Genomic DNA, 15,990 nt, shown 5'->3' on the forward strand with positions numbered 1-15,990 from the left:
TTATATTCAATCGAGCAGCAATCTGATCCCGAACTTTACATTAAACTGTAAAGGTTTCTCTTTATAGACCGTATTCAGCGCGTTATTTTCTTTGAAATGATATCCAATTCCGGGTTCTGCATACACTCCGAATCTGTCAATGACTTTCAGCTGAAGTCCAACCGCTGTATTTACTGAAAACTGCAGGGATTTATTATCCAGGCTTTCTTTTGTCGTCTCCTTTATTTCGTCATCTACTACATAGTTCGTGGTAAGATTTCCCCCAACAGGTTTTTCTACGAGTGCCCCTCCTGTAACATATCCTGTAAACCTTCCTTTCTGAACTACGTTATAATTAACCTGAACAGGAATTCCTATATAATGGACCGTCTGCACTCCCTTTATATAATTGGTATGGCTTCCGGAATGAAGTTCCGATGTCAGTTTCGTATAATTCAGTCCTGTCCCGATTCCCCATCTTTTCCCTAAATTATAATAAAGGGACAGCCCCAGAGTAACCGGTATTTTATGACGGATCTTCGCTTCCACAGGCTGGCTTTGGTTGGCCAGCAATACTTCGGTAAGCGGGTTATCATCATAGGTGGAAGTAGTCCACACCTGTTCAATATTCATCGGTTTTCCACTCATAGAAGCATACCCCGGAAACTGTTGTTCTGCAACATTTAATGATGCGTTTCCTGTGAGCATACTCAACATCCAGGATTTCTCAGGCTTAGATTTTTTGTTTTCAGCATATTTTTCCTTCTTCTTTTCCGGTGTAAAAAGAGCTTCCTCAGCTTCCTTCCTTTTCATTGGCTCATCTTCGGCCTTCTCAACTAAAAGAGGCTTTTGAGAAATTTCAGTCTCTTGCCGGGCCTCTACTTTTGTTTCCGGAACTGCGGCTATATCCTGAACGACCTCTGCATCATTCTTTGTTTCCTTACTGAAAAGCTGTATATCATTTATTTTTCTTAACGTTCTTTCTATTGTTGTTTCTGCCAATGAAGCCCCGGTACTCATCTGATCTTCAGCAGCAGAGCTGCCCCGGTCTTTCGGGTTTTCTATCCCTATATTCTTTTTTACCTTTTCTTTAAGGCCATCTGCATTCTGTGAAATGGTTTCAGGTCTATCTGTATGAGAGTCAATCTGCAGTACAAAAAACAGCAATACGGCGGCAGCGGCGGCACCACCAATACGGTAAAATAAACGCTTGTCGACTACTTTATGGCCATTATTATTTCCTATCTCATGTTGTTCTTCCGGAATAAAACCGGTAATCATCTTATCTTTATCTTCTTCAGAGAATAATTCATCTCTGATGTCATCCCACAATCCTTCCGGAACATCCTCTTCATGGTCGTCCATTCTGCTTCGCAGGTTATTTAACCATTCATTATTCATATTGTGCTTTTTTTGACATTTTAAACTCCTTTATTTTCTGAACAAGCAATCCTTTTGCCCGATGAAACTGTGAAGCAGAAGAATTCTCTGCAATTCCCAAAAGCCCGGAGATTTCTTTATGGCTTTTTGTTTCAAATACATACAGGTTAAATACCGTTCTATATCCATCCGGAAGCGACTGTATCATTTCCATAATCACAGCTTTTGGAATTTCCTCAAAATCAGGTTCTTCATCATTAGGAAGATCCGGGAGATCCTCTATTTCCACTGTTGATTTTGTATCTGTATTCTGCTTAATATGCTTTAAAGATTCATTGACCACAATCCGGGTCATCCATGCTTTTAAAGAACCGTTTCCCCTGTATTCAAAAGAGTCTATTGAACGAAACATTTTGATAAAACTGTTCTGCAGCACATCATGAACATCCTCCTTTTCAGTCAGATAACGGGAACAGATATAGGTCAGATTACCGGAGTAGGCTCCGAAAAGCTCTTTCCATGCGGCTTCCTCCTTCATAAGAAGGTGTTTTACCAAAATCTGTTCTTTATTTTCCTCCATGTAGAGCTACCGTATCCGATTGAATATTGATTAAAATTTTTAAGCAAAAATAGATTGCATCATATAAAACACAATCCATTTTTGGTAATATTTATTATTTAGTTCTTTATACAGAGTGGAAAATTATAATTGATTGTTTCAAAAGGATCTAATATGACCCCGTCTACAGTAATCTTTTCCGCAGCCAAAGCATATCTTAATGAGTGATCCATTCCTACAAAAAATCCTTTCTGCTTGGCAGTCAAAACAACTGTTGTATTCTTATTTACACCATCTACCGGAATTTTAAATTCCAATACCTTAGGTGTAAAAACCAACTCTATAACATTATTTGCCGTATTTACCGTTGCCGTATACTGCAGATCATATTTCACTTTTCCGATTGCGTTGAGAGCCGTTTCTGCTTTCGCCGGGTCTTTCACTACAGACTTTACAATTTCTTTGATAGGAAATTCAGCAAATGAGATGGTATCTTTTTTTACTTTAAAATCTACTATTTTCTCTGTTCTGGAATTGCCCTGTACTGTGATCAATCTTCCTTTATAATTCCCTTTAAGGTCTTCCAACTTTACAGGAGGGATCTCCGGACTATCATTATCAAGACATGAAAATAAAGTGAGGCCTGCCAATACAACTAAAACAGCCATAAAAATTTTGGGTACTGTAAATTTCTTCATTACATTATTTTTTTACATTAAACATTTCTTATTCTGAGTACTCACTTATATAAACCCCATTCTTTTAAAATCTTGCACAGAATTTCAAAAAAAGAATAAATATTTTCATAAAATACTGATTAACAGGGTTAAATATTTACAATTACAGATTCTACAAAACAAAAGGAAGCTATATGATATAGCTTCCCATCTTATTGATCACTTATTTACCTTCTACTCTACTCCTCCGCCCAGTGCTCTGTATAGATCAACCTCAGCATTTAACTTTTCAAGGGTAACGTTAATAGCTTCAAGATCATTCTGAAGTTTATTATTTTGGGCCGTTATTACCTCTAAATACGTTGCCATACCACTTTTATACAGCTTAAGTGCATCATTAATTCCTTTATCTAAAATGGCTGTTCGCTGCTCTAAAAGCTCTAATCTTTCAGAAGATCCTTTAGATTTTGCCATAGCATCAGAAACTTCTCCAACGGCAGTCATTACCGACTGTTTAAAATTGATGGCAGCTTTCTCCTGTTCTATCAAGGCTGTTTCATATGCTGTCTTTAGCTGCTTTTTCTGAAAAATAGGAGCAGCAAGATTAGCAGCAATGGCCTTGGTGATAGAACCGGGAATGTCAAACCATGAGCTGAACTTATTAGAGTTTATACCTATTTGAGGAGATAAACTTATACTGGGATACATGGCTGCTTTCGCCAATCCTGTTTTTGAATTCAGGCTGACAACATTGAGTTCTGCCATTTTCAAATCCGGTCTTCTGCTCAATAACTGCGCCGGTAACCCTTCTGACAGTTTATTTTCAGGAATCATGGTTTTCAATGTTCCCTGCCTTTCTACTCTATCCGGATAGCCTCCACAAAGAATGCTCAACGCATTTTCCTGGATGGCAATATTCTGTTTTGCCAAGGGGATCAGCAGCTCTGCCGTTTTCTTTTGAGCTTCCGATTGCTGCACCGCCAAAGAATTGATCTGTCCTGCTTTAAACTGGAGATCCATCATTTTTAGGGTACTGTTGCTTAGCTCAATATTCTGCTCAGCTATTTTTAACTGTTCATCTAAACTTATCAGATTATAGTAAGCCTGCGCCACCTGGACAACGATCCTGCTTTTTACAGCATTCAGATTTTCCTTTTGGGCAAAATATTCGGCAGCAGCAGATTCCTTCTGCATTTTTGCCTTACCCCATATATCAACTTCCCAGGAAAGCCTCAGACTGGCACTGAAATCATCCATATGCGTTGTTCCCGCAAACTGTTCATTAAGTGATCCGTTCAGGGTATTGGTAGAAGCCCAGCTTCTGTTGGCCCCTGCACTGAGATCCAGTGTTGGAAGAAGAGATAATTTAGCCTGCTTGTAGATCAGGTCTAGCTGCTCTATATTCTTTAGCGCAACATTTACTTCATTATTTCTGGTTAAGGCTTTATCTATTAAACCGATCAGTTTAGGATCCTTAAAGAACGTTTTCCACGGAAGCACCACCGTATCTCCTGTTACCTGTACGGATTCTTTATAGGTTTCCGGTATCTGAAGATCTGTTCTTGCATAAGGTTTCCCCACGGAGCAGGACACCAGTACCGATGCCATTGCGCCTGAAATAAGGAAATTCTTTATATTAAATATTCTCATTTGTCAATTGATTTTGGATTACAGGATACTTCTTTTTGGATGAAAATTTCTCGTCCAGATATTGGAAGAACATATACAGCACAGGAATTACAAATACTCCTAAAACGACTCCACTTAACATTCCTATCGCAGCACTCACACTGATCGATTTATTTCCTGAAGCCATTCCTCCGGTGGAAATCATCAGTGGAATCATTCCCACAATAAAAGCTAATGAGGTCATGATGATCGGACGCAGTCTTGCTTTCGCTCCTTCCAGTGCAGAATCCAGGATAGAAAGTCCTGCTTTCCTTCTCTGAATCGCAAATTCCACGATAAGGATTGCATTTTTTGCCAGTAGACCAATAAGCATAATCAATCCTACCTGTACATAGATGTTATTATCCAATCCAATTGCTTTAATTCCAAGGAATGCTCCTACAATTCCCGTTGGAATGGAAAGCATTACTGCTAACGGGAGAATGTAACTTTCGTATTGTGCTGCAAGAAGCAGGTACACGAAAAGTAAACACAATCCAAGGATGACAGCAGTCTGATTTCCAGCTGATTTTTCTTCCAAACTTAAACCGGTCCATTCATAACTGTAGTCAGATGGAAGTTTATTCAAGGTTGGTTCAATTTTATCCATCAGGGCTCCATTACTGATTCCCGGCTTCGGTACCACGTTAATGTTCAATGAATTATAAAGGTTATACCGCTGAACGGATTCCGGACCATATACTTTTTTCAAAGTGATTAGGGTATTGGCAGGAACCATCTCTCCTTTATTATTTTTCACAAAAATATCGTTAAACGCCTGCTCATCCATTCTGAAAACACCGTCGGCTTTAATATTCACTCTGTAAAACTTCCCGAATCTCGAGAAATTCTGAGACTGATCTCCAGAGAAATACGTTTGTACTGTTCCTAATAAATTGGCAATACTTACTCCCAGCTGCTTCGCTTTATCTTCATTCACTTCCAGTTCAAGCTGTGGATAATCTGCTCTAAACATGGTATACGCATAAGCCACTTCCGGCACCTTCATCAACTGTCCGATCACATCATCAGCCTTAGATTTAAGAACCTGAGGATCTCTACCCATACGGTCCTGAAGGACAATCTCTGCATCATTGGTGACTCCATACCCTTCTACCGGTGGCATTCTGAAACTCATAACACTTCCTTCTTTGATGACAGACAGCTTTCCGTTAACAATATTCATGATCTCATCAATATCCTGAACAGCGCCTCTTTCTTTTTTAGGTTTTAATTTTACAAACCCCATTGCATATGCAGGTCCGGCACTGTTACTTAACAAGTTAAATCCTGTAATGGAAGTATTCTCCTGAACAGCGTCTACTGTTTTTAAAATCGCATTGATTTTATTGGATACTTCAGTTGTTTTTGTCAAACCTGTTCCCGGTGGCATGCTCAATGAATAGATGAAGAATCCATCATCTTCCATCGGAACAAAACTTTTGGTAGTGCTTGACATCAACCATGCTGAAAGCCCTATAATTCCGGCTACCAATCCTGCTGCGATCCATTTTTTGCCGATTAAAAATTTTACTCCCTTTGCATAGCGTTCCGTCATATTATTGAACCCTGCATTAAAGGCAACTGCGAATCTCTGTCCGAAGCCTTTTGGTTTTCCTCCTTCTTCTGCATGGTGATTTTTCAAAAATACCGCACATAAAGCTGGTGTCAAAGTAAGAGCGTTCACTGCAGAAATAATAATCGCAATGGCTAATGTATAGGCAAACTGCTTATAGAATAATCCTGCAGAACCTGACATAAATCCAATCGGAATAAATACGGCAGACATCACCAATGTAATGGAAATAACAGCTCCTGTAATTTCACTCATCGCTTTGTGAGTAGCCTCTCTTCCCGAGAGATTGGTTCCTTCCATATTACTGTGAACGGCTTCTACCACTACAATGGCATCATCCACTACAATACCGATTGCCAGTACAAGGGCAAAAAGTGTCAACACGTTAATCGTAAACCCTAATACCAAAAGGAAGAAAAATGTACCGATAATGGCTACCGGAACTGCAATGGCCGGAATAATGGTAGACCTGAAATCCTGTAAAAAGATAAATACTACAATAAATACAAGGATAAAGGCTTCTATCAGGGTAGATTTCACCTGTCCTGTTGCTTCATCCAATCTTTCTTTAGTACTCATCACCTTGGTATATTTTATACCCGGAGGGAATGATTTTGAAAGCTGATCAATCGCTTTATTGACTCCTATCTCAATTTCATTGGCATTAGATCCTGTCGTCTGCATAATGGCTACAGTCACTGCATTCTTACCATTGGAAAGGTTATCTCCTGTATTGTTGATGGATCCAAATTCTACCCGGGCCACATCTTTAAGCCTGATCACATTGGTTCCGTCATTTTTAACGACCATATTTTCATATTGTTCCGGCTTATTCTTTTTTCCTTTGTATCTGATAACATATTCCAAGGCTGCATTTGATTCTTCTCCCAATTTACCCGGTGCAGATTCTAAACTGTGATCTGCAATGGCATTGGAAATATCAGAAGGTTCCAATCCGTAGGAAGACATCTTCTGTGGATTAAGCCAAATCCTCATGGAATAATCCTTAATTCCAAAGATCTGTGCCTGCCCTACTCCTTTTACCCTTTTAATCTGTGGAATAAGGTTGATATTGGCAAAATTCTGAAGAAAGGTTTCATCATATTGCTTATTATCTTCAGTATAGATATTGAAAATCAATACCATACTGTTCTGCTGTTTTGAGGTAGTAAGACCCATTCTCACTACTTCCTGAGGCAGGATCGGTGTGGCCTGCTGTACTCTGTTCTGTACATTTACCGCCGCCTGATCGGCATTTACTCCCTGTTTGAATATCACAGAGATGGTAAATGTTCCGTCATTACTTGCTGTGGATTTCATGTAGCTCATGTCTTCCACCCCGTTGATCTGCTCTTCCAAAGGGGTTACCACAGAACGGATCACCGTTTCACTGTTTCCACCCGGATAAGAACCTGAAACCGTAATGGTAGGTGGAGAAATGTCCGGGAATCTGGTCACTGCCAGCTGGTTTAATCCAATGATCCCCAAAATAACAATGATAAGGGATATTACCGTCGCCAGTACCGGACGGTCTATTATCTTTTTTAACATTTTCGAATTTTCTAAGAATGATTATACAACTATTTCGAAGGAGTTACTTTAGCCACAACCTGTGCTCCGTCTGTAAGAGCATCTATTCTGTTGATGGCGATCTTATCTCCTGCATTCACCCCTGTTTTCACAAAGTAATCCTGAGAAGTACTTCCTGATACTTCAATCTGCATCATTTTTACTTTCTCTTTACCTTCCAGTTTATAGACGAAGAATTTATCCTGAATATCTTTTACGGAAGTTTTAGGAAGTTTCACCACACCATCTAAAGCATTGTGAATCATCACTCTTCCTGTTCCGCCTGATCTTAACAATTTATCAGGATTCTGAAAAACGGCTTTCATCTGGATACTTCCTGTATTTCTGTCGAAATTTCCACTTGCATTTTCCAGTCTTCCTTTAAATCCATAGGTGGAACCGTCGGCTAAAATAAGTTCTACATTGTCAGCATTTTCTCCTGAAGCTGCAGCTCTGCTATGGGCAATAAAGTCTGCTTCATTCATTGAAAAATATACGTTTACACTGCTGATGTTTGATAAGGTAGTCAGCGGTGATGCATCCGAAGGACTGATGAGGTTTCCTACCCTGTTTGGGATTCTTCCTATATATCCACTCACCGGTGCTTTGATATATGTAAAGTTGGCATTGATTTTCGAAGAACCTAACGAAGACTGAGCCTGGGCCACTTGTGCTGATGCTGCTTTTAAACTCGCCTGGGCCGTTTTCAGCTGCATATCAGAAACTACTTTTCCTTCTACAAGAGGTCTCAGTTTTTCAACTTCCAATCTCGCTGTTTCCTGAGCTGCCAATGCGGATTTTAATGCGGCAGCATTGGTATTAACCTGCTCATTATACACAGACGGATTAATCCTAAATAAGGTTTGTCCTTTGCTGACATACTGGCCCTCCTTCACATATACTGCTTCCAGATACCCTGTCACCTGAGCTTTAATCTCTACATTATCCTGTCCTTCTATGCTTCCGGGATATCCTGTAGAAACATCTTCATTTCCGGACTTTACCTGAATAAAATCTGTAGGTAATGCCTGCGTCTGCTGGGTATTTTCCTGACCATTTCCTGAACCGCAAGAATACAATACTGCTGCGGCCGTAAGTGAAAGTACCAGATATCCTGTTCTATAATTCATAACATTTGATTTTAAATTTTACAGGGGCAAAATAAGTTCATATACTAAGGGAATTCATGCAGAAATCAAGTGAAACGTAATTAATCGCAGGTGAAGTGTATGATACTAAAAATGAAAAGAAAAGAGGGTTTTTGCCTGATCAAAACCGAAAAATGGATATTTTTAACGGAATAATTTCAAAACTCTGAAGTCTTAATACATCCATTTTCACCCAATAAAAAAAGGTTGCTTTTTCTGAAAAGCAACCTTATATTTTTTAATCATCAATATGCTAGTAATCCAGCCAGGACTTGAATGCAGAGGCTTTTTCCCGGCTTACAACCACTTCTATTTCAGGCTGTTTTCTTAATTCCAGCTTCAGTTTTCCGTTAAAATGATTGAAAATCTGTTTCACAGAGTCTATATGAATGATAAACTGCCTGTTGGCACGGAAAAAGAACTTCGGATCCAGCTGTTTTTCAAGCTCTTCCAATGTCTGAGGAACGTTTTCAACACTCCCAGTATTCAGCATCGCTTTACTGATCCCCAATTCTGTATAAAAGTATAAAACGTCTTCAGACAAAACTGTTTTATAGCCATCCCGATGTGGAATAAGAAAACGTTTCCTGTAATCTTTAGGCTGGATATAATTAAGCAGTCCTTCAATGGCTGTTCCCACAAATGGTACTGTTTCTATAAAAGTCTCATAACGTCTTAAAGCCAGCTCAAGTTCCTCTTCCTCTATAGGCTTCAGAAGGTAGTCTATACTGTTGTATTTGAAAGCCTGCACCGCATATTCATCATATGCCGTTGTAAAAATTACAGGACTTCTTATGTCAAATTTATTGAATATCTCAAAACTTAATCCGTCCGCCAGCCGTACATCCATCATAATCATATCCGGAGCAGCATTATTTTCAAGCCAGTTGACCGCTGAAATAATAGAATCTTCTACAGATACTATTTCCGCATGAGGTCTTAGCTTTAGCAATAGCCTTTTTAACCTGTCTGCATTAGGCTTTTCATCCTCTATTATTAAAATTTTATTGAGCTTCATATCAGTGGGAGTTTTACAATAAATTGATTTTCTGTTTTCTCTATGATGGGTTTTATATACCCTAAGATCTCATATCTGGCAACAATATTAGCAAGCCCTACTCCTGAAGAATCCGGCTTATTAATTAATGGCAAAAATGTATTGGAAACCACGAGTTCCTTATTAGAATTTGTATACACATGTATTTCCAAGGGATTCGCTTTTGAGGTCTGGTTATGTTTAATAGCATTTTCAACCAATAACTGCAGGGAAAGGGGAAGCGTGTACATGGATCTGTAGTCTTCGTGAATATCAATTTTAAAGACAACTCCTTCTCCAATTCTCTTTTCAATTAGAAAAATATAGGATTCTAAAAATTTCAGCTCTTCTTCTAAGGCTATAATATCTTTTTTAGAGTTAACGAGAAGATACCGGTACACCCTAGCAAACTTCTCAGAATATTCATACCCAAGCTGCTGGTCTTCCAGAATAAGTTCAGAAAGTACGCTGAGGTTGTTAAAAATAAAATGGGGGTCTATCTGCAGCTTAAGAGCCTGAAGTTCCGCCGCCATCGCCGCCTGTTTATGTTTTGAAGCCCTCACTTTATGCTGAGCCGCTTCCACTGCTGTTTTTTTCCAGTTTTCCAATAAATAATCCACTGTATTAAATGCACTGATGGTAAGGGATACCACAATATTAGTGGCAATCCACTGTCCCAATAGGGTATATTCTTTTCGGGCATCCATTTCCGGTAAACTTACTGAAGTACAATCAATAATAAAGTTAATGATAATAACAATCAGTACACTTCCAACAATCTGGATAATACACTGAAGAAGCAAACGCTTTACCGTTCGGTTGCTCCAGGGAAGCAGCTTATTGAGCATTCTGTCAATAAATATACTGACCTCGGAAATAACGACGGAAAAGAGAAATATCCACAGAATATCCTCCACGATCACCTTCAGGGGATCCTTTAAATAGAGTTGCCAGGCCGGATCAAACGGATCAATCAGGTAGGAAAAAACATAAAAGGTAATCACCGCTACAGCCCATATAGCCAGTCTTCTTTTCATTGCGGAAAGAATCTTTTTGTTCCGGACTATATTTTTTCTGAATGTAGAAATCCTATTCATATTGGGAGCTTTACGGCTGTAAATATAAAAATAGATTTTATAAGAATATCTTCCATTTCAAACGAGACCGCCAAAACGGTACCTGAAACGTAAAATAGGAGACTTCAACTGGAAGGTAACGGTTCATCACCTTAAAAAGACATTTCATCATCATTTTATGCAATGTCACCATCTTTTTAATACCATAGAAAGGTTTTGTCTTATAGTTTTGCAGGATCAATTCTGGTACAATGAAAATAATAATTGTCTGCACAGATTTTTCCAAAGAAGCAGAAAATGCCACTCATTATGCAGCTTCTATGGCTAAAGAAAATACGTATAAAATTGTTCTGTTCCATTTACAGACCGTTTCTATTCATGCATTAAATGCTCAGGCTTCTGCCGATTTTTTTCATGAACAGACGCTTAAAAACCAAAAGAAAATTTCGGAGAAAGCTTCGGAGCTGGAAAGTTTATACAATCTGGAAACACAGTATTATCTGGCTTCGGGCAACTTTATTGAGGAACTTGAAAACTGTATTCAACTGAACAGTGGTGATTTTGTGGTCATGGGTATGGCGGAGAAAACGCTTGAACAAAGATTACTGGGAAATATTGTCACTAAAACGATCCATCGGCTCAAAAAGCCCATCCTGATCATTCCCGCCCACATAGAATATACGGGAATCCGAAAAATTCTTTTTGCCTATGACACCCACAAAAGCATGACCTGGTCTGCCATGAACGATATTTATAATTTCATCAACGAATTCAAAGCTGAAATTGAAGTGTTCAATGTAAGTGAGAGACTGGAAGATTTTACAGAAGTCATTCATGACATTGATCTGAACTCCGGATATGATCTTGATGATATTAAATACAGTTTTAAAATGATCCAATCTATTGAAATCATTAAGGCCATTGAAGAGGAGGTGAAACTTACCAATTCGGATTTACTGACGATGGTTCCTTATAAATACAATCTTGTGGAATCTCTTTTCCATAGAAGCAAAACGATAATAATGGCTTATAAAAATAAAGTCCCCTTACTATCAATTCCCTTAAACATAGATTAAGAATCAATAAAAATCTGCACACATTTGAATTATCCTTTTTGCCTTTAAAGGCTAAATTTTACACTTAATCTTGTTTAACAGGACCGGAGAAAAATCTCCGGTCCTGTTTTTATTGACACCTCATCTTATCTGAAAATTAAAAACTTTCTTTTTATTTTGATATAATTTGTATTTTTATCTAAGCACCAAAATAAGTTATTATGAAATCTATTCATTTTCATTACCGATGGTATATGATGTGTTTATTATTTTTTGGATATATACATTCATTTGCCCAGGTCATCAACAGCCAGGAAGGAAATCCTGCTCAATGTACACAAAAGCTCAGATTGATATCTGATAAGATGATTTTCACAAAAGACCGTCAGGAAAAACCTGCCAAAGTAGATATTATTATTGATCCCTTAAGTTCTACTATAAAAACAATCATGCAGGAATCTGGTCAGAAGGTTCCATCTGAACAGGTGTATCAGATTAAAAATATGAACTGTACCGTGAATGATAATTTTACTTTCGGAAGAGTCATTTATTCTGTGATGGCAGACAATTATGACGGTACATTTTCTAATGGTGAATTTCTTTTGGAAGCGACCAAAAGAGGACTATTTTTCTCCAATACGATTGATCCGCCTCAGGATAAAGCTGTTATTCCGGTTATAAAGTTTGAAAAACTGTAAATAAAAAAACCACCTCACAGCTGAGATGGTTTAGTATATTTTAGGAAATGAAAGCCAATAAGGCCTGGTAGTAATTTTCCAGTAAAAGGGTGTCTCCATTCAGGAACAAATAGGGTTCTATCAGCTCCAGTTCCATGAGCTTAAAGCTATTATCAATCAGTACTCCATCTACTCTTGCATATAATGTGGGCTGAGGTAAGCTTTTCAGATAGGTGCCGGCCTGCTCTATATGCAATGGGTCAGGTGTTGGATAGCTGATGCTTCCACCATGATAATGCTGTACCCTGAAATCCCCTTCTTTAGGAGTCTTTAATGAACAGTGGCTATATTTTCCGTTGAAAAACAGGAATGACCATTCCCCATTTTTGATTTCTTCTACAAAAGGCTGTACCATATAATCCTGTTCCTCCAGAAGCTTATCTATTTCTTTTGACCGTTCATTAAAATTGTTTCTGTCGACAGTGATTGTGTTTTGTGCACCGGCACTTACACAGGGTTTTACTACCAGTTTATCAGCATTAAAATAATCGAAAAAACGCTTGTCAAAAGAAGACCCTTTTTTTAGATATTCTGCAGGAATTACCGGTAGTTCTTTTTTCACAAGATCCCCCAGATAATGTTTATCGCTATTCCACTTAATAATTTCCACGGGGTTAAGAACCTTAACACCCAGTTTTTCAAGCTGATCCAGCCAGCTCAGGAATTCATTCAGATGGTTATGATAATCCCATGGAGACTTGATAATGGCGACATCAAAGCTGCTCCAGTCTGCATTTTTATCATTCCAAATACTAGGAACAACGTCCAACCCTCTATCTTTTAAAAAGCTGATGAGCTCTGTATCTTCATCATTAGCCACTCCCTGTGAAAGTCTCGCTTCTTTTTTATAGCCTACTACTGTGATTTTCATGCGTCTGTTATTATGATTTTATCTTATAGTAAAGTTGCAAAGAATAGGTGGATGAAATTAGACACAGATTTTTTTATTTGGAGGGGTACAATTGAAAGGATATTTTTGTCCCTAGATAGAAATTTCTAATTCTAATAATGGATCGGGCAGTTGACTTTTACTACCAGATCTGTCTAACCGGGGTTCTGGTTATTATTATCATTTGTCTTAACAGTTAATGATGTGAAATAGAATACAAATATTCCTATTATTAACATTAAAAAAGGTACAATATAAACTTTCGCGTCAAAAAATTGATAATCATATGAGGCATCTTTTAAAAGCTTACCTAAAATTTGCATTATTGGGGCTATTATTAAAAATATTAGGCTCCATATTTTTAACAATAACTTAATTTTCGAGTATTTGCTAAAAACTAACACTAATAAGAGCAATTGAATTCCGATTGGAAGTAAAATAAACCAGTTATTACTTACAGAAATAGAATATATATTAAATAATAGGAGCTCGGAAAGTAGTAGTATTAGAAAATAATAAAAAACTACTGATTTAAATTTGGATTTATTCATTTAATTTTTTGTCTTTTTATCAATTACACTTTCAGCAGATTTTGATACAACAGCTGCTGTTCCCCTTAATTATCACAATATATTGATTACAAAAAGCAAATGGCCGAATAACCATTTGCTTTTCAAATGAAATTATTCAGCCATTTATTTTAAAGTTGTGCAACGCTCACATTTTGCGAATTTTTTTTTATCTACGCAAAGTCAAGAGACTTTGCGTAGCAGGTTCTTTTTATTCTCCATGGGTATATTTAACCACTTCTTTAGTTTTTATATTCACTTCTGCATAAGCAACACCTCCTATTACCGGTGGTTTTGGGAAATTCCCATGCACAATCCAAATACTATCGTTCTTCCTTTCTGCGACGAATGGTTTTTGTTTATTTATTACTGATGTTCCATAAACTTCTTTCCATTTTTTTTCAGCTACAGAAATTGCGATCTCTTTATCAGTAATATTCTTTTCACTTTTGTTAGATATTCTCTGTTCACAACAAGAAAGGGAAACTAGCAATATAAAAGTATAATATTTCATTTTAAATTATTTATTGGTGACGTGGTAATTGTTTTTGGTCTATCAATGGTGTCTGTTCTCGATTTTGCCGCATAGCTTCTATTGACTTTAAACCGTCATCTAAAACAGGTTTGGGAAGATAGTCAGAAGTGGGAACTAAATTAGGAAAAGGTTTAGGTTTAGCCCTATAATCTCCTAAAGAAGGTCTAGGGCTTTCTATAGGATTAATTTTATTCTTTCTTTCTGGTGAAGTAGGATCGCTTGGCATATTTGTTCTTAATATTTTTTCTGTATTAGAACTTAAATCAAAATATTTTAATTGACCTCCAGGAGTTACAAGAAAAGCATCTAATCCAAGGTTTTTTGCAACCCCTTTATCTCCACCACCACTTGGATCTCCTGAAAAGTTTTCATCATCATATTCTTTATCTTCATTACCATGAGCATGAATAAAAGCGGAAGCAGCTGCACCTTTTGGTAGTTTCATATTTAGACCTTGCGGAATACCATGAGCTTCACCTGTTGTAGGATTATTATATGCATAATATTTTTCGCCATCCGCATATTTAAAATAAATTAATGCTCCTATTTCACGTTTATCTAATATCGACTTTCCATTATATTGCTGTCCAAAATTTGCTGCAGCATTCTCTCTTGTATTAAATAACACGTGGGGCTCTAAACCTTCCAGTTCTCTTGCATCAACCACCCTGTTTCCACTAAATGCGTAGGTAGACCATGTAGGATATTTTTCGCTTAAAGGATCGACATTAAAGAACCTACCCATCGCAGCATCATAATTTCTCCACTTATAAGAACTCCATCCTGTTTCTGTCTGTTTCTCCTGTCCCTGAGAAGAATATTTATAGTTGGGAGATATTGAATTTGAAGTTCCTAAGTGATCTCCAAATTCTAGCCCGAAAGGATAATAATGGTTAGTTCTGTCTATTTTCAGGTTTCCGGAAGCATCTTTATAATACGCCAGTCTGATGTTTCCTACCTGATCTGTATAGTTGTAAATATACTTATTTTGAACGAAATCATAATACCCTTCTGAAGTAGGCACAAAACTTAGGTCATTAAGCCAATATTGGAACCCATCCAGATAGTCTGTTGTCTCAACAGTTTCCATATTGGTTCTCCCGGTTCCATAAGTGTAAATTTTCTTCAGTTTAACCCCTGTTGCATTATACAGATATTTTGTATTGACATTATAGGTATTTTGCCAATCGTGCGAAACGTACTGTTTATCAAATTTTATGGCGTTGGGCAGATTAAGGTAATTGTAATCAATCTGCAACATCCCTTTATCTACATGACTGGTCATATTCCCATTATTGTCATAAGTTATTGGATTTCCTGAAGAGCTGGGATAACCTCCATAATTTCCTGATGTATCGGTTACTGTATTAAGCCTGTTCCCTGTATAGGTATAGCCCAGGTCATCCATCAATTGCGTGCCTATATTTTGTACAAGCCTATTTCTTTTAAGAGTTTGGATATTTCCGTTTACATCATAGGTAAGCGCTTCATTATAGTAATTATTCTGTGGAACCGTGGCAGTAGGTTCTGAGTAAAT

General features: G+C 37.6%; 13 protein-coding genes. 2 read left to right on the forward strand and 11 right to left on the reverse strand.

The window, feature by feature from the left end; genetic code table 11:
- Positions 1-6 precede the first annotated feature (6 nt).
- The 8 genes from DRF57_RS02910 to DRF57_RS02945 all read right to left on the reverse strand — a co-directional run bounded on the left by DRF57_RS02910 (position 7) and on the right by DRF57_RS02945 (position 10,629).
- Entirely contained in the window at positions 7-1,380 is a 1,374-nt protein-coding gene (locus DRF57_RS02910) for a porin family protein (protein WP_115916806.1), read from the reverse strand.
- Positions 1,373-1,897: an RNA polymerase sigma factor gene (locus DRF57_RS02915; protein WP_228450314.1), complete on the reverse strand. Its 525-nt coding sequence runs from the start codon at positions 1,895-1,897 to the stop codon at positions 1,373-1,375. Before DRF57_RS02915 ends, DRF57_RS02910 begins: the two co-directional genes overlap by 8 nt.
- A 140-nt stretch (positions 1,898-2,037) precedes the next feature.
- A complete protein-coding gene (locus DRF57_RS02920; RefSeq protein ID WP_115916810.1) occupies positions 2,038-2,616 on the reverse strand; it encodes a DUF4840 domain-containing protein in 579 nt (192 codons plus the stop codon).
- 213 nt (positions 2,617-2,829) lie between these two features.
- Entirely contained in the window at positions 2,830-4,245 is a 1,416-nt protein-coding gene (locus tag DRF57_RS02925; protein WP_115916812.1) for an efflux transporter outer membrane subunit, read from the reverse strand.
- Positions 4,232-7,390 carry an efflux RND transporter permease subunit gene (locus tag DRF57_RS02930; RefSeq protein WP_115916814.1) on the reverse strand — a complete coding sequence of 1,053 codons (3,159 nt, stop codon included), beginning with the start codon at positions 7,388-7,390 and terminating at the stop codon, positions 4,232-4,234. Before DRF57_RS02930 ends, DRF57_RS02925 begins: the two co-directional genes overlap by 14 nt.
- Positions 7,391-7,419: 29 nt before the next feature.
- A complete protein-coding gene (locus DRF57_RS02935) occupies positions 7,420-8,538 on the reverse strand; it encodes an efflux RND transporter periplasmic adaptor subunit (RefSeq protein ID WP_115916816.1) in 1,119 nt (372 codons plus the stop codon).
- A 271-nt stretch (positions 8,539-8,809) separates the two neighbouring features.
- The gene (locus DRF57_RS02940) at positions 8,810-9,574 is read right to left on the reverse strand and encodes a LytR/AlgR family response regulator transcription factor (protein ID WP_047484539.1); all 765 of its coding nucleotides are present in this window, start codon (positions 9,572-9,574) and stop codon (positions 8,810-8,812) included.
- The gene (locus tag DRF57_RS02945) at positions 9,571-10,629 is read right to left on the reverse strand and encodes a sensor histidine kinase (protein WP_228450316.1); all 1,059 of its coding nucleotides are present in this window, start codon (positions 10,627-10,629) and stop codon (positions 9,571-9,573) included. Before DRF57_RS02945 ends, DRF57_RS02940 begins: the two co-directional genes overlap by 4 nt.
- A gap of 290 nt (positions 10,630-10,919) precedes the next feature.
- Here DRF57_RS02945 and DRF57_RS02950 point away from each other — a divergent pair, with 290 nt between their 5' ends.
- On the forward strand, positions 10,920-11,744 hold the full coding sequence (locus DRF57_RS02950) for a universal stress protein (RefSeq protein WP_115916820.1): 825 nt from the start codon (positions 10,920-10,922) through the stop codon (positions 11,742-11,744).
- A 200-nt stretch (positions 11,745-11,944) separates the two neighbouring features.
- The gene (locus DRF57_RS02955) at positions 11,945-12,421 is read left to right on the forward strand and encodes a hypothetical protein (protein WP_123863270.1); all 477 of its coding nucleotides are present in this window, start codon (positions 11,945-11,947) and stop codon (positions 12,419-12,421) included.
- A 40-nt stretch (positions 12,422-12,461) separates the two neighbouring features.
- On the opposite strand, the gene DRF57_RS02960 is transcribed toward DRF57_RS02955, so the two are convergent.
- The 3 genes from DRF57_RS02960 to DRF57_RS02975 form a co-directional block, all read right to left on the reverse strand.
- On the reverse strand, positions 12,462-13,331 hold the full coding sequence (locus DRF57_RS02960; protein ID WP_115916824.1) for an ATP-grasp domain-containing protein: 870 nt from the start codon (positions 13,329-13,331) through the stop codon (positions 12,462-12,464).
- Positions 13,332-14,129: 798 nt separating this feature from the next.
- Positions 14,130-14,432, reverse strand: a complete 303-nt coding sequence (locus tag DRF57_RS02970; protein WP_115916828.1) for an NTF2 fold immunity protein — start codon at positions 14,430-14,432, stop codon at positions 14,130-14,132.
- Between the two features lie 10 nt (positions 14,433-14,442).
- A partial coding sequence (locus DRF57_RS02975) for a DUF4329 domain-containing protein (protein ID WP_115916830.1) occupies positions 14,443-15,990 on the reverse strand: 1,548 nt, incomplete at its 5' end.

It is taken from the genome of Chryseobacterium rhizosphaerae (genome assembly GCF_003385455.1).
Lineage (GTDB): Bacteria > Bacteroidota > Bacteroidia > Flavobacteriales > Weeksellaceae > Chryseobacterium > Chryseobacterium rhizosphaerae.

What these genes read in the sequence shown, in the direction of transcription:
- DRF57_RS02910 (WP_115916806.1), bottom strand. Translation starts at nt 1,380, where the DNA reads ATGAATAATGAATGGTTAAATAACCTGCGAAGCAGAATGGACGACCAT.
- DRF57_RS02915 (WP_228450314.1), bottom strand. Translation starts at nt 1,897, where the DNA reads ATGAAGGAGGAAGCCGCATGGAAAGAGCTTTTCGGAGCCTACTCCGGT.
- DRF57_RS02920 (WP_115916810.1), bottom strand. Translation starts at nt 2,616, where the DNA reads ATGAAGAAATTTACAGTACCCAAAATTTTTATGGCTGTTTTAGTTGTA.
- DRF57_RS02925 (WP_115916812.1), bottom strand. Translation starts at nt 4,245, where the DNA reads ATGAGAATATTTAATATAAAGAATTTCCTTATTTCAGGCGCAATGGCA.
- DRF57_RS02930 (WP_115916814.1), bottom strand. Translation starts at nt 7,390, where the DNA reads ATGTTAAAAAAGATAATAGACCGTCCGGTACTGGCGACGGTAATATCC.
- DRF57_RS02935 (WP_115916816.1), bottom strand. Translation starts at nt 8,538, where the DNA reads ATGAATTATAGAACAGGATATCTGGTACTTTCACTTACGGCCGCAGCA.
- DRF57_RS02940 (WP_047484539.1), bottom strand. Translation starts at nt 9,574, where the DNA reads ATGAAGCTCAATAAAATTTTAATAATAGAGGATGAAAAGCCTAATGCA.
- DRF57_RS02945 (WP_228450316.1), bottom strand. Translation starts at nt 10,629, where the DNA reads ATGAAAAGAAGACTGGCTATATGGGCTGTAGCGGTGATTACCTTTTAT.
- DRF57_RS02950 (WP_115916820.1), top strand. Translation starts at nt 10,920, where the DNA reads ATGAAAATAATAATTGTCTGCACAGATTTTTCCAAAGAAGCAGAAAAT.
- DRF57_RS02955 (WP_123863270.1), top strand. Translation starts at nt 11,945, where the DNA reads ATGAAATCTATTCATTTTCATTACCGATGGTATATGATGTGTTTATTA.
- DRF57_RS02960 (WP_115916824.1), bottom strand. Translation starts at nt 13,331, where the DNA reads ATGAAAATCACAGTAGTAGGCTATAAAAAAGAAGCGAGACTTTCACAG.
- DRF57_RS02970 (WP_115916828.1), bottom strand. Translation starts at nt 14,432, where the DNA reads ATGAAATATTATACTTTTATATTGCTAGTTTCCCTTTCTTGTTGTGAA.